Source organism: Anabaena cylindrica UHCC 0172, from assembly GCF_034931625.1.
Lineage (GTDB): Bacteria > Cyanobacteriota > Cyanobacteriia > Cyanobacteriales > Nostocaceae > Anabaena > Anabaena cylindrica_A.
The window spans coordinates 44134-58242 of sequence record NZ_JAYGGY010000003.1; the positions used below are offsets into that span (position 1 = coordinate 44134).

At 37.0% G+C, this 14109-nt stretch carries 13 protein-coding genes; 8 read left to right on the forward strand and 5 right to left on the reverse strand.

Features of this window, described 5'->3' with window-relative positions; genetic code table 11:
• Positions 1–149: 149 nt before the first annotated feature.
• Positions 150–1754, reverse strand: a complete 1605-nt coding sequence (locus VB713_RS01465; RefSeq protein WP_323309810.1) for a glycosyltransferase family 39 protein — start codon at positions 1752–1754, stop codon at positions 150–152.
• A gap of 307 nt (positions 1755–2061) precedes the next feature.
• Here VB713_RS01465 and VB713_RS01470 point away from each other — a divergent pair, with 307 nt between their 5' ends.
• A complete protein-coding gene (locus tag VB713_RS01470; protein ID WP_323309811.1) occupies positions 2062–3366 on the forward strand; it encodes a glycosyltransferase in 1305 nt (434 codons plus the stop codon).
• Positions 3367–3376: 10 nt separating this feature from the next.
• On the opposite strand, the gene VB713_RS01475 is transcribed toward VB713_RS01470, so the two are convergent.
• Complete coding sequence (locus tag VB713_RS01475; RefSeq protein WP_323309812.1) at positions 3377–3661, reverse strand: peptidase; 285 nt, start codon at positions 3659–3661, stop codon at positions 3377–3379.
• Between the two features lie 194 nt (positions 3662–3855).
• Between VB713_RS01475 and VB713_RS01480 the strand changes: the two genes are divergently transcribed.
• Positions 3856–4281 carry a DUF4363 domain-containing protein gene (locus VB713_RS01480; protein WP_323309813.1) on the forward strand — a complete coding sequence of 142 codons (426 nt, stop codon included), beginning with the start codon at positions 3856–3858 and terminating at the stop codon, positions 4279–4281.
• A gap of 302 nt (positions 4282–4583) precedes the next feature.
• Here the strand turns inward: VB713_RS01480 and VB713_RS01485 are convergent, their stop codons facing one another.
• Positions 4584–5132, reverse strand: coding sequence for a 3'-5' exonuclease (locus tag VB713_RS01485; RefSeq protein ID WP_323309814.1), 549 nt, complete (start codon positions 5130–5132; stop codon positions 4584–4586).
• Positions 5133–5135: 3 nt separating this feature from the next.
• On the reverse strand, positions 5136–5576 hold the full coding sequence (locus tag VB713_RS01490; RefSeq protein ID WP_323309815.1) for a hypothetical protein: 441 nt from the start codon (positions 5574–5576) through the stop codon (positions 5136–5138).
• Positions 5577–5677: 101 nt separating this feature from the next.
• Here VB713_RS01490 and petN point away from each other — a divergent pair, with 101 nt between their 5' ends.
• The 4 genes from petN (at position 5678) to VB713_RS01510 (ending at position 8837) form a co-directional block, all read left to right on the forward strand.
• Positions 5678–5764: a cytochrome b6-f complex subunit PetN gene (gene petN / locus VB713_RS01495; protein WP_013189847.1), complete on the forward strand. Its 87-nt coding sequence runs from the start codon at positions 5678–5680 to the stop codon at positions 5762–5764.
• Between the two features lie 7 nt (positions 5765–5771).
• Positions 5772–5933 (forward strand): hypothetical protein, encoded by a 162-nt coding sequence (locus VB713_RS01500; protein ID WP_323309816.1) that lies wholly within the window; start codon positions 5772–5774, stop codon positions 5931–5933.
• Positions 5934–6342: 409 nt separating this feature from the next.
• Positions 6343–8424 (forward strand): GAF domain-containing protein, encoded by a 2082-nt coding sequence (locus VB713_RS01505; protein ID WP_323309817.1) that lies wholly within the window; start codon positions 6343–6345, stop codon positions 8422–8424.
• Between the two features lie 200 nt (positions 8425–8624).
• Positions 8625–8837 (forward strand): hypothetical protein, encoded by a 213-nt coding sequence (locus VB713_RS01510; RefSeq protein ID WP_323309818.1) that lies wholly within the window; start codon positions 8625–8627, stop codon positions 8835–8837.
• Positions 8838–9032: 195 nt separating this feature from the next.
• Here the strand turns inward: VB713_RS01510 and VB713_RS01515 are convergent, their stop codons facing one another.
• The gene (locus VB713_RS01515) at positions 9033–11165 is read right to left on the reverse strand and encodes an ATP-binding protein (protein ID WP_323309819.1); all 2133 of its coding nucleotides are present in this window, start codon (positions 11163–11165) and stop codon (positions 9033–9035) included.
• 498 nt (positions 11166–11663) lie between these two features.
• Between VB713_RS01515 and VB713_RS01520 the strand changes: the two genes are divergently transcribed.
• Together VB713_RS01520 and VB713_RS01525 are read left to right on the forward strand one after the other, a co-directional pair.
• A complete protein-coding gene (locus VB713_RS01520; RefSeq protein WP_323309820.1) occupies positions 11664–12383 on the forward strand; it encodes a response regulator transcription factor in 720 nt (239 codons plus the stop codon).
• 49 nt (positions 12384–12432) lie between these two features.
• Positions 12433–14106 (forward strand): SpoIIE family protein phosphatase, encoded by a 1674-nt coding sequence (locus VB713_RS01525; RefSeq protein ID WP_323309821.1) that lies wholly within the window; start codon positions 12433–12435, stop codon positions 14104–14106.
• Positions 14107–14109 lie beyond the last annotated feature (3 nt).

A 14109-nucleotide genomic window follows, 5' to 3' on the forward strand; every position in this document is an offset into this window, starting at 1 on the left:
GAAATATTCCCAGATAAATATTCATAAAAAATCCTGTAAATCCTCTAATCCTGGATATCCTGATTCAGACAATTAAAGATTTTCAGAAGGAATTGAGATTGAAAAATTACTTCGGGTTGGCGAAGGTTATTGGGGAAATTTAAATTAATTTAAGCAGCTTTACTAAATTTTTTCTCCAGGTGCGACAGCTTACCATCTTCATAAACAGTATCTAATTTATATGTTTTCTCTAGTTCCGCTTGAAATTCTGGTGAGGGACTATATAAAAATATGTCACTAAACCCCTCAGGAATCTCAGGCACAGCAGGTTTTGAATTTAATACTAGTTGTATTTTCACTTTTTCATTTAGTAGATGACTCAAGGACATCAAGTTACCAATATTTAAGGAATAGGTACTACTAATTAAAAGTGGATTTGCTGATTGATTGATAATACGAGCTATTTCTGAATGGGTATTTCTCCCTTTAGTCCACCATCCATCTGCCTGAGAACTAACTGCACAGGATAGAATACCAACAGAAATTAAACCAACTAATACTGATTTCCAAAATTTGCGAACTATGTCTTTAGGAGTAATTATTTGAGTTGCTAACAAATAAGCAACAGATAATTGAATACCTATGTAAGAAGGAATTACGTATCTAGGACGAATACTTAACTTACCCCCAATTATCACATCAGGTAAGATGAGCGCTAAGGCAGATACACCACTCAAAATAAAAACAAATAACCATACTTGCGGTAAGGTTCGACGATAAATAAATATGAATGAATATATGGTTAAAATTAAAAATAAAGGAACTAAAAATCTTCCCAATCGCAAAATTGGTAAATCTAAATCTGGGATAAATTGTTCATATATCCAAAAGTCCCCAAACAAATAGCTGATATTTTTAATACAAGTAGAAACTAAAACTGATAAAGATTGTCTTATTTGTGCAGTAGCTGTAGAACTTTCAATTGCAGATAGGTTGTTAATAATATTGAAAAGCCAAGGTATGAAAGATATGAAACCAATAATAGCTGCGACTAAATAGGCTCTAAATTGTTTGGTAAACCTAAATTTTTCTATGAATAATAGATAAATGCCGTGGGAAATTACTACTAGTCCAGAAAATAAAAATGTGTACAGTCCTAATGCTACGGTTAAGGCATAGAATCCCCAAATCTTTTTACTACCAATCCTGATTGCTTGCAAGAAAACTGCACTACTTAATAATGTGGTTAAAATCCATAAAGCAAACTGTCTTGCTTCTTGGGCATATAAGACATGAAAGGGTGATACTGTCATCAAGGCAACGCTTATCCATGCAGTTATTGGTGATTTAAATAATTCTAAACATAACCAATAAACGCAAGGTAAAGAAAATAAACTAATTAGAATTGATAGGCTTCTGGCACTGGTAATTGAATTACCAAAAAGTTGCATCCATAATCTCAGCATTCCGTAATAAAGTGGGGGATGTTGAGCATCATCTACAGCTAAAGAGTTGATTGTATCTGTTAATCCAGCTTCAGAATTTGTGCGCTGAAATTTTTTTAATGTTTCAATAGGTAGAATTTTTCCATTAAATACTTCATTGATTAATTCTGATTTAGTATATCCAGAAATTCTTAGTGATGTGTATGCTTCATCATGCCAGTAAACTTTTCTGTCAATATTAACACAGCGGAAAAATATGGCTAGTATTAATAATACTATCATTAAAGATCCTAGCCAATTAGGAGGAAGAATTCTAGAGATTTTGTTCATGCTTTCTAGAATTGAATATAGGTTTGTAAGATTAAGTTATGAGCAGTTGATGTTGACTGCGAATGATTAAATGTGCTATCACTAAGTATCTTTTAAGTAGTATTACATAAAAATCAATATTTAAATATAAAGTTACGATGAACTAAATGAAAATACTGGAACAAAAAACTTTTCCAATACTTCACATTAGAACTGCACAATTGCTAAGAGGATAAAAAAGATGTATAAAAAGTATAGTGAATCCTACACGGAAAGACTATTCGCATTAAAAGTAAATTTTTACACTTAGGTATCCAAATTTTAATTTATGAATACCAACTCGTCGAACTCTCTGTTATCAGTTCCCACTGGCGTATTAAAGATTTCTGAATATCCACCCGTTGATGTGGCTGTAGATCATTCAATTTTTCTATCTCTAGTTATTCCTACGTATAAAGAGCGTGACAATATCGAAAATGTGGTCAATATTTTAAGTCACTTACTGGATGAGGCTATCCCTGGTAATTATGAACTGATTGTGGTGGATGATGATAGCCCAGACCGGACTTGGGAAGTAGCACAATCACTGATACCAGATTACCCTCAGTTGCGGGTGATGCGACGAGAAGAGGAACGGGGACTGTCTTCGGCAGTAATTCGTGGGTGGCAAGTAGCTACAGGGCGTGTTTTAGGTGTGATTGATGGGGATTTACAGCATCCACCAGAGGTGTTGACGCAACTTTTAGGGAAGATAGAAGATGGGGCAGATTTGGCTTTAGCCAGTCGTCACGTAGATGGTGGTGGTGTTAGTAGTTGGAGTGTGATTAGGCGCTTTTTGTCTCGTGGGGCGCAAGTATTGGGATTGATTATATTACCAGGGGTGCTGGGAAGAGTGTCTGACCCGATGAGTGGTTATTTTATGGTGAGGCGGAGTGCGATCGCTAATGCCACTCTTAATCCTGTAGGCTATAAAATTCTTCTAGAGGTGATCGGCCGGGGCAAAGTGGGTGAAATTGCTGAAGCTGGTTATGTCTTCCGCGAACGAACAGAAGGCGAAAGCAAGGTAACATGGAAGCAATATTTAGAGTATATCCATCATCTAGTCAGATTACGGGTATCTACTGGACGCATAGGCAAAATTAGGAGAAAAGTTAATTTCCCTGTTGGTCGATTTCTCCGCTTTGGTGCAGTGGGATTAAGTGGAGTATTTGTGGATATGACTTTGCTTTACTTACTGAATGATCCTACAACTCTCGCTTTACCTCTAAACCCCAGTAAGATTATTGCTGGTGAAACTGCTATTTTCAATAATTTCTTGTGGAATGATGCTTGGACATTCGCGGATGTCTCGATGCAGCAAAAAGGTTGGAAGCCAAGATTAAAGAGATTTTTGAAGTTTAATGTGATTTGCTTGGCAGGATTGGTGTTGAATCTCCTGGTATTGAATTTAGTTTTGAAGTTTATTTTTCCGGCTTTCAATGTCGTTGATATTCCTATTAAATTTGTAGTTCTGAACTTTAATATTATGATTCACAAAACTTACATTGCTAACTTTATAGCGATCGCAGTTGCCACAATCTGGAATTTCTGGGTTAACCTCAAATTAAGCTGGCGGGTAACTGACGTAAAATAATTCAATTTTATTAATTATTGACATTTTTCCGGTTTTTTCGATCAAATAATCCCGACATACTCATTCCTGTCACTAACAACCCAATCAGTCCCAATCCGTTCAAAATCGGGTAAATTGCTTCTAAATGTAAGATTTCTCCTGTATGAATTTTCAAAAGCAGGTTAGACGACATTCCCGTATTAATCGGCCATTCTTTCACAATTGTCGTCAACATTCCCGTCAATACTGTTAATAGAAGTGGTAGACAAATAATAATGGCAAGGGTGCGGTGATATTTGCGAAATGCCCGTTTCATAAGTAATCCTCCATAAAAATCATCTTGGTTATATGAGTGTGGTATGAGATAGTATAAACATACCCCAGAGAATATATCAGATTTGTTGCCTTTCTGCTCAATCTTTCCGAGTTTTTTACTTTTCTTATCTTAACTCTAGGAAATAGTAAGATATAAGTCGCATATTCACCGTTTAATTAATCAAGGAATTTACAATGAAGCGTTTTCAGTCAATTTTGATTATTTCAAGTATCAGCTTACTAACTTTGATTGGCTGTACTGATACCGAAAAAGCTACCACCGAAACTACACCTGCACCAATCACCAATTCTACCGTAGCAGCCCCGACAACAACATCTACCAAAGGTAATGATGGTTTGTTATCTGTAGTATCTAAAACGAAAACCGCAGTCACATCAGGCGATTTTGTCCAAGCTAAAAAAGAATTTGATCAATTTGAAGATGCTTGGAAAGAAGTAGAAGACGGGATCAAAGCTAAATCTCTTGCTAATTATGAAGCTGTAGAAAAAAGTATGGATGAAATCAGTGGAGAACTTAAAGCTTCTAAACCCCAAAAAGATAAGTTGTTAACAGCATTGCAGTCATTAGAAAAAACCATCAATACTGTTTCTAAGTCTTAAGAAAGTCTCAAAACCGATAATTTTAGATTTGATAACATTATCAATATGATCTGTTTTTAGCCCGATGTTATATAAATGGTTATTTTATTGTACATCGTCAAACCTTCAGATCATATCATCCACTTCTTTTAAGTAGGGTTTGCTGATAGCGTAGCGTAAGCCATAAAAGTTATCTGTGAGTGCAGGGAACAGGGAATAGGAAATAAGGAAGAAGAATATTTTTCTCTTCTGTTCCCTGCTATATCAAATATTCTGTATCCTGAATCCTTACCCTTGCCCCAATGACTATTTTGAACACCAAACTACTTAATGGTTTGCATATATCTGTAAATAGCTGCTATATTACGGGCATCATCAATCCCTCTATGATGTGTGCCTTGCAATTCCATACCTAAATGGTTAAGGGCTTGTGCCATACCAAACTTATGAGATACACCCAAATATTCAGAAAATTCTGTTTTGATATTTCTGTGTTCAGAACCAAAAGGATAAGAGACATGATGAAATTTGCAATCTTGGATAAATTGCGTTTTGTCGTAATTACCCCAAGAGCAAAATATATTATGAGGAAATGAATCAATCCATTCTTTAAACCGGGTAATTACCTCTGAAAATAGAGGTGCTGCTGCAACTTGTGGCTGAGTAATACTTGTTAATTCCGTGCAGAAAGCTGTAAGTTGGGGATGTCGAACAGGTTGGATAAATTGTTGAAATTCAGAATCAATCTCCCAGGTTTTTCTATTCAGCATTACCGCACCAATTTCGATAATCTCCATTTCGTGACGCGGTATACTACGTTGATTACAGCAAGTAGCTTCAAGATCGACTATCAGAAAATAATTATTACTCATAAGTTATGAAAAGGGTTTGAGCCAACCCATTAAAATAGCTGTGTCAAGAATAATAGCGGCAAAGGTAAACCATAATATACTTTCCCCGGCAAATATCAAAAAAGGGAAAATGGTATCAGTATAATTCCAGCCAACTTCTATTTGAGTTAATCCTCGCACCAAACCAAAAGCCCAAATTCCACCAGTTTTCAGGTGAGGGTTTGTATCTGTACGGATGATATAGCGGTAGGTGACACCAAATAGAAATCCAGAAAAACCTGCTATTACACCACTCGCCAATACTTCTAAATTAACTAAATTCAATTCCTGAGTAACAAGTATCGAAAGATACTCATTTAGCACAAACCCATTGAAAAGACTGGTAATCAGGAAAGCTAAACCCAGAGATATACTGCCCATGATTCCCGCTTTTACCGATTCTAACCGTTCTGCCATTAGTTCCATAATTTTGCCAAATCTGCTATCAAGTCCATTAACGAATCAACTGCCTTTTCCCGGTATGATAAATATTAGAGCCGTTTTGTAATTATGTGAAAAGTGGAACTATGATTTTGACACTGGGTTGGGTATCACTTTTGGTTGTGTTCACTTGGTCGATTTCAATGGTAGTTTGGGGACGCAACGGACTATAGAGGAATCGTGGAAAGTCCATTTTTGAGTATTTTAGCTTTGGTTGCCGTAGTGCTGTTAGTGTCAGTTACAGGCGGTGTCGTTTATTTGACATTAGCAGATTGGCGCGATCGCCGTCGTCGAGAAGACGAAACCCGCGAACTTAGACGCAGCACTGTCAAGCGGAGATGATTCTATTTCAGCACATATAGTGCTGTTTTCTGCGGTGATAAATCTTGTTGTAGGGATACGATCAAAATCGTGTCCCTACAATATTTATATGTATATACTCAACATATACCCATATTTATTGTTACCTTAGAGAAGACTGAGCAATAATTTCTTAAAAGTTGTTTTAAAAGTAGTGATCTGTGACTTTAGGCACGTATTGACTTTTTAAGGAGGGCAAACAGGAATCAAAGTCCCCCTTTTAAATAGGGATTTAGGGGTATTCAGGGGTATCTAAAAGTATTTGATACATCACTCAGAACTTTTAAAATGTCTTCTTACTGGTAAAAACCCTTAGATTTATTTGTAGTATCAATCTAAAAATTGTTTGTCGATATATAAATTTCTGTGGGGTATAGAAAAATATTTGATCATGAAACTGACACCACGACAATCCAAAAAAAAATATCAGTTAGATATAACATCTTCTCAGAATCTGGATGCAAAACAAAAAGCTCTGTCTAGAGTAATTGCCCACATTCGTGAGTCTTTAGATATAAACGCCATCTTCAAAATTACAGTTACAGAAGTTCGTCAGTTGCTTAACACAGATAGGGTTGGGGTGTTTCGCTTTTATCCTGAATTGGAATGGGAAGGCGAATTTATCTATGAAGATGTAGGTGCAGAATCAGTTTCCATCTTAGCTACTAAACTGCATGATCACTGCTTTGCACAGGAGTATACCAAACTTTATCGGGAAGGGAGGATTAAGGCAATATCGGATATTTATCAAGATGTTGCTAGTGATTGCCATGTGAAAATGTTGGAAAAATTCCAAGTCCGTGCCAATATAACAGTCCCCCTGATGAAATGTCAGGATTTATGGGGTTTACTGTGTATTCATCAGTGTAGTGGACCTCGGCAATGGGAAGCATCAGAAATTGAATTTGTGCAATTAATTGCTGAACATCTGGGAGTTGCCTTACAGCAAGCAGATTACATAGAAAAGATGAAACTGCAATCTGCACAACTTGCACAAGCTAAAGCCAGAGAAAAAGCAGCAGAATGCCAAAAAACCATAGCTAGAACCATCGAAAAAATTCGCCAGTCCCTAGACTTAGAAAGCATTTTCCGCACCACTACCGAAGAACTCAGAAAGTTACTGAATAGCGATCGCGTTGCTATTTATCGCTTCAATCCCGATTGGAGTGGTGAATTCGTATTTGAAGCTGTCACCGAGGGTTGGGTTACTCTCATGGAAGAACAGTTCAAACAACCAGAATTAGGAGAAAATATCAGTGAATGCCTATTAAAAGATTTAATTGAACCTTCTACTGATACATATCTACAAGATACAGGAGGTGGTCAGTTTGCTAAAGGTGAAGTATATCGTGTTTGTAATGATATTTATAATGCCGGATTTAGCGACTGTTATATCAAAGTTTTAGAAAGCTATCAAGCCAAGGCTTATGTAATTATTGCTATCCTTTATAAGCATAAAATTTGGGGCTTATTAGCAGTTTATCAAAACGCAGAAACCCGTGATTGGCAAGAAGATGAAGTCTACTTACTCACCCAAGTTAGTTCACAATTTGGTGTAGCTTTGCAGCAAGCAGAATTGTTGAAACAGACACAACGTCAAAAAGAAGAAATTGCTCAAACTCTGAAAGAATTGCAGGAAACCCAAAGCCAGTTAATTCAAAGTGAAAAAATGGCTGCTTTAGGACAGTTAGTAGCTGGAGTAGCCCATGAAATTAACAACCCAATTAGTTTTATTTATGGTAATATACCCTATGTTAATAATTATGCTCAAGATTTACTTAAATTCATACATCTTTCCCAAAAAAGCTATCCTCAACAAACAGCAGAAATTCAACAGCAAATAGCATCTCTAGATTTAGATTTTATTGCTGATGATTTGCCAAAAATGCTCAATTCCATGATGAGTGGGGCTAACCGTATTCGTGAACTGGTTCTTTCCTTAAGGATTTTTGCTCGCCTTGATCAAGCAGAAAAGAAGCCTATTAATTTACATGAAGGCATTGATAGTACACTTTCAATTCTTCAAAATCGATTACTGCAAACAGAGACAAATTTTCCAGCCATTCAAGTCATTAAGGAGTATGGTAATTTACCTCTTATATTCTGCTATGCAGCCCAGATAAATCAGGTGTTTTTGAATATTATCAATAACGCAATTTGGGCATTAGAAAAATCAACAGCAGATGGAAAATTAACTGGCCAGCCTAAAATTTGGATTCGGACAGAACTTACAGAGAAAAATTCTGTTTTGATTTGCATTGCTGATAATGGTTGTGGTATTGAGAAAGGGATGGAATTACGTATTTTTGAACCTTTTTTTACCACTAAAGAACCAGGAAAAGGTACTGGTTTAGGTTTATCTGTGAGCTATCAAATTATTGTAGAAAAACATGGTGGTCAAATTAAGTGTGTTTCTGAAGTTGGTAAAGGTTGTGAGTTTTTGATTGAAATTCCCCTGAAAATTTTAAGTTAATAATTTGTTTCACATTGAGAAATTAAGACAATTTAGTTTCATATTCTCATTGCAGACAATATATGCAAATAACTCAATATAACTACATAGATACTAACTTTGACATCAAAGAGGAGTTGTCATTTAGCTAAATCCTTGAGCATACTGGTGAGATAGATATTTATTAATTGTGATAGTGCTGTCTGTGAGGTAATTTAGATATGAAACGATATATGCCTTTGATACTCATTGGCTTTCTACTGTTTGTAGCAGGGGGAGATCAGGTGTTACCCGGTGCTTTAGGAAAAGCCAGTACCCAGACTCGTACAGCTATGAACAACTTTGTTATTAACCTGTTTCCCTCCTGGCAACCAAAGACAAAACCCTACGAACGGACAGAGAAAGAAATAGAGAAATTAGAAAACAAAAAATAGTGCTAACCGTTCAGGGAAGTAGAAGGGAGATAGCCAAGGTTATCGCTCATTCTGCTAAATCAGTGGCTTTTTGAATATCCAGCAGCACCAGTAGAGACTTTACCAAAGAAGATTTATTCGGAAGAACGTCCACCTAAAGAACCATCTGTTGCTGTTTAATACTCAAGGTTATTCATACTTTTGCTAAGTCTCTGATTAACTCTGCGGTAAATTCATGACTTGTGCGATCGCACTAATTAAAGATTCTCGCATTATGGGCTTTGTCAGATGTAGCTGAAACCCTGCGGCTCTGGCCTGACGTTGGTTATAATCTCCAGCATAAGCAGTCAGTGCGATCGCTGGAGTGTTCCCACCTGCTTCTGCCTTCCAACTTCTTATTTGGCGTATCAGCATATAACCATCCATTTCTGGCATACTAATATCACTGATTAACACATCTACCTGTGATTTTGATAACACTTCTATTGCTTCCGATCCTGAAGATACTGTGATCACTTCAGCCCCATCTTCCTCTAAAACAAACGTCACAAAATCAAGAGCATCAATATTATCATCAACAACTAAAACCTTGATTCCATTCAACAAACAAGAGTTGTCAGTTAAGAGTGAAAAATTATTCTCTTCATCAATCATCTCAGAATAGTTATCTTTCATTAACGGTAGCCTGATAGTAAATCTTGCCCCCTGATCTATACCAGGACTTTCTGCTAAGACAATACCTCCATGCACTTCTACTATATTCCGCACAATTGCTAGACCCAAACCTAATCCACCAAATTTTCTATTAGAACTGCTATCGGCCTGCCGAAAGTAATCAAATATATATGGCAAAAACTCAGAACTAATCCCCTTACCTGTGTCACTAACAGTAATTTGAGCATCATCATTAACCTGCTCTAACTGAATTTCTACCATTCCTCCCTTGGGTGTAAATTTAACAGCGTTAGAAAGCAAATTCCAAATAACTTGCTGTAACCGAGTGGGATCACCCATCACTTCCCCAACATTTTCTGAAAACACTGTATTGATCTGAATAAGTTTAGTTGCTGCGGCTAAACTTATTGTCTCTATAGTTGATACAATTATAGATTGTAAGTTGATTTTTACTGTATTCAGTTTCAATTTACCCTGTAAAATTCTAGAAACATCAAGTAAATCTTCAATCAGTTGCACCTGTAATTTGGCATTGCGCTCGATTGTTGCTATAGCTTGAGATATCTTGATTTCGTCGAGTTTCTTGGTTTGCAATAACTGCGCCCAGCCTAAGATCGAATTTAGAGGTGTACGTAACTCATGGGAAAGTACAGCTAAAAATTCATCTTTAATTCGATTAGCTGTTTCGGCTTGAGTCCGTGCTACTTGTTCTAATTCCAGTAAGTGGGCGCGTTCTTGTTCTATTTCTTTATATTCATGAATATCTGTACAGGTACCAAACCACTTCACTACACAACCCTGCTCATCTTTAAGTGGTAATCCTTGAGCTAATTGCCAACGATAATATCCATCACTAGCCCGTTTAAAGCGATATTGATTATCGTATTTAGTACCACTTTCCATAGCATTTAACCAAACTGTATAAGAACTTTCTACATCATCTGGATGTAATGCTTTTAGCCAACCATTACCCAATGATTCCTCAAAACTCAATCCCGTATATTTAGTCCAATTTGTATTGAAATAATCACACTGACCTTCTGCATCAGTTGTCCAGACAAGTTGAGGTATTGCTTCTATTAAATAACGATAGCGTTCCTCACTTTGTTTGAGAACTTCCATAATACGTTCACGTTCAGCTATTTCTTGTCTCAATTGCTCGTTAGTATTAGTAATTTCTTGAGTGCGGAGAGCAACCAATTCTTCTAAATGATTTTGATATTTTCTGAGTTCTTGATCTGCACGTATCCGCTCAGATATTTCTGTTTGTAGATTTTCATTTATCTGTTTTAGTTGACTAGGGTTAGGAAGAGCTATTGCTTGTGGAACTAAAGGCAAAAGTTCTATTGCTGTAATTAAAGATATCATCGCCGTCCCAGCTTTAACTAACCCTGACAACCAGTAAGTTGGATGCCAAAGAGTCCAAATTTGTAGGATGTGAGTAGTACCACAGGCAATTATAAAGACGCTAAATAACATAAAAATCCGCGAAAATGGCAAATCTTTACGCTTAATAACAAAGTAAAATATTGTAATGGGAATTGAGTAATAAGCTAGGGAAATTACGGCATCTGATATTACGTGTAGTAAAACTAAATTAGTTTTCCATAGATAGCAGTGTCCATGTGCTATGAATTGATCTGAATTGAAAAAGATATTCTCTAATCCCAACATAATTTTTAATAGATATATTTTATTTTGTTTAGAGTAGCTACTAAATTTAGCAATCCGGCTTGATTTACTATAGCTTGTATATAGTTCCTAACCTATGTATATAATACAATAATTAAGTGCCAGAGAAATAGTTAAAAAATATATTCGACAACAGCGTAATTAATTAGTGTTAAAGCAGAATTCATCCTGCTTTTAGCCTTTATTTCTTGTCTAAATCACAGGTGTTTCTTCCTGAGCCGAAAGCACATTCTAAGGTTTTTGGCATCCCCCTGATCAAATATATTTCTCAATAGGGAACAGGAAGCAGAAAGACAATGTGTGTAATTAATTTTATCCGACTACTTAACTGCTCAATTTCTCTTAAATATTCTGTGTAGATGCTCCTGAAGGCATTTCCAACAGGTTAGGGAAGTTTGTTCAAGAACTTAAGCTCAGATTTTTATGCTTTTTTGGTCATGAAAAGTGTAAAACTAAGTGTTAATCAAAGAAAAGTTGACTATGAGTAAAATTCGGATCGCGCTAATTGAAGATCATGATCTCACTCGTGTGAGTATTCGGACAGCACTAATGCAAAAGGAAGAGATTGAAGTTGTGGGGGAAGCTGTCAATGCGGCTGAGGGGCTAAAAATGTTAAAAAAACTACAACCAGATATCGCGATTGTCGATATTGGTTTACCAGATAAGGATGGTATTGAGCTAACAAGAGAGTTCAAAGCTATTGCTGGTAGTGCAGAGTTAGACACAAAAGTGTTAATTTTGACTCTAAGGGATAATAAAGAGGCAGTATTGGCAGCTTTTGCGGCCGGAGCAGATTCCTACTGCATGAAGGATATCAAGTTCGATAATTTACTGGAAGCAGTGCGAGTAACTTACAATGGGAATGCTTGGATTGATCCAGCGATCGCTCGAATAGTATTGCAACAAGCACAACAAAGTCCACAGAGACTAACATCCATATCCTCAGATACCAAAATTTCTGCCAATTCTTCAGAATCATCAGAAACTCAGCAGCCTATTGAAGCCTACTCTCTCACAGAAAGGGAATTAGAAGTATTACAATTAATAGTGGAAGGCTGTAGCAATGCCATTATTGCGGAGAGACTTTACATCACAATTGGAACTGTAAAAACTCACGTTCGCAATATTCTGAACAAGCTATGTGCTGATGACCGTACCCAAGCAGCAGTACGTGCCTTGCGTTCTGGAATCGTGGGCTAATAATGCAAGAAAGCAGTCTTGGTGGAGGGAAGATAGCTTGTTGGATAAGATGACCGAGAAAGATAAAGAAAAACTCAAGCTCATGGTCGTAGACGACGAGCCAGATAACTTGGACTTACTCTACCGCACTTTTTGGCGAAATTTTAAAGTATATAAAGCAAATAATGCCCATGATGCTTTGGCAATCTTAGATCAAGTAGGGGAGATGGCCGTAATTATCTCTGATCAAAGAATGCCAGATATGAACGGCACGGAATTATTCAGTCGCACAGTGGAACGCTTTCCCGATACAATCCGGATTTTATTAACAGGTTTTACTGATGTCGAAGATTTAGTTGATGCAATTAACTCTGGTCAGGTATTTAAATACATCACTAAACCTTGGAAGCCTGAACAGTTAAAGGCATTAGTCGAGCAAGGCTGTGATACATATAAATTAGTAAAAAAGCGGACAAAAGAACTACGTCATGCCCTAAGACGAGAATCTTTATTTAACGCCGTCACCACGGCAATTCGGCAATCGTTTGATTATGACAGTATCTTAAAAAAAATTGTCTGTACTATTGGCAAAACCTTTTCTGCTACTAGTTGTGTACTAAGACTTGTAGAGGACGATCTCCTAACACAAAACCAGTTTTCCTATCAAGATTCCCAAGACCCAGATTTTAGTCTACCCTTCAACCCTATCTCCCTAATTGAAGAAGTTCTCCAAACTCAACACTATCAAATAATTCAAGATACACATCATGGCAAACCTTATCACTGCTTAGTTGTACCATTTACCTATCAACAGCACTTACTAGCTGTAATGACTCTCTATCAATGGGGCAGTGAGCATCCTTGGCCAGAGGAAGACATTCAACTCATTACAGGTGTGGCAGAACAAGCAGCTTTAGCTCTCTCCCAAGCCAAACTCTACCAAAGCCTGCAAGAAAAACAACAGCAAATCCACCTGGAATTGGAAGTAGCTCGCCAAATTCAAAATAATCTGCTCCGTCAAACTTTACCTGATTTGGACGGTCTCAAGGTACAAGCCTGCTGTTACCCAGCAAGGGAAGTAGGAGGAGATTTTTTTGAAGTGTTTGTTCATCCTAAAGGTGAATTATGGTTAGCAGTCGGTGATGTTTCCGGTAAAGGTGTTCCAGCAGCTCTATTTATGGCTAGTGCTATTTCTTTATTACGTCGGGAATTATCCCAAGAATCACCAGCCGAGCCGAATATTGTCATGCAGAATCTTAACTATGCTTTATCTGATGACTTAATCAGTAACAATTACTTTATTACTCTTGTTATTGCATCTTACACCCCGGCTACTCAGGAACTTGTCTATGCTAATGCCGGCCATATTTATCCACTGTTGTGGTCACAGTCAGAAAATTTGGTGACTCAACCAAATTACCTCAAAATCCGCAGTGTCCCCTTGGGTATCCTACCAAAGTGGCAATCACAGTCTGAGCGATTGAAACTTAATTCTGGAGACACATTACTATTAGCTAGTGATGGTATTACGGAAGCCAAAGTATCACTGTATTCAAAGTTACCTAAAAATACTGATGGTAGTAGTCGATCTATTCAGCCTACCATGCTAAATCAGGAAGGTCTTTGGCAACTGATCCAAGAGCAACCTCAGCCACTGTCTCTCAAACATTTATTAACTCGTATTCAAGCAGATAACCATGTGCAAGAAGATGACCAAACTATCCTCTCTCTGGAGGTTATATAAGTA

Coding starts and splice junctions, on each gene's coding strand:
- VB713_RS01465 (WP_323309810.1), bottom strand. CDS start 1,754: ATGAACAAAATCTCTAGAATTCTTCCTCCTAATTGGCTAGGATCTTTA.
- VB713_RS01470 (WP_323309811.1), top strand. CDS start 2,062: ATGAATACCAACTCGTCGAACTCTCTGTTATCAGTTCCCACTGGCGTA.
- VB713_RS01475 (WP_323309812.1), bottom strand. CDS start 3,661: ATGAAACGGGCATTTCGCAAATATCACCGCACCCTTGCCATTATTATT.
- VB713_RS01480 (WP_323309813.1), top strand. CDS start 3,856: ATGAAGCGTTTTCAGTCAATTTTGATTATTTCAAGTATCAGCTTACTA.
- VB713_RS01485 (WP_323309814.1), bottom strand. CDS start 5,132: ATGAGTAATAATTATTTTCTGATAGTCGATCTTGAAGCTACTTGCTGT.
- VB713_RS01490 (WP_323309815.1), bottom strand. CDS start 5,576: ATGGAACTAATGGCAGAACGGTTAGAATCGGTAAAAGCGGGAATCATG.
- petN (WP_013189847.1), top strand. CDS start 5,678: ATGATTTTGACACTGGGTTGGGTATCACTTTTGGTTGTGTTCACTTGG.
- VB713_RS01505 (WP_323309817.1), top strand. CDS start 6,343: ATGAAACTGACACCACGACAATCCAAAAAAAAATATCAGTTAGATATA.
- VB713_RS01510 (WP_323309818.1), top strand. CDS start 8,625: ATGAAACGATATATGCCTTTGATACTCATTGGCTTTCTACTGTTTGTA.
- VB713_RS01515 (WP_323309819.1), bottom strand. CDS start 11,165: ATGTTGGGATTAGAGAATATCTTTTTCAATTCAGATCAATTCATAGCA.
- VB713_RS01520 (WP_323309820.1), top strand. CDS start 11,664: ATGAGTAAAATTCGGATCGCGCTAATTGAAGATCATGATCTCACTCGT.
- VB713_RS01525 (WP_323309821.1), top strand. CDS start 12,433: ATGACCGAGAAAGATAAAGAAAAACTCAAGCTCATGGTCGTAGACGAC.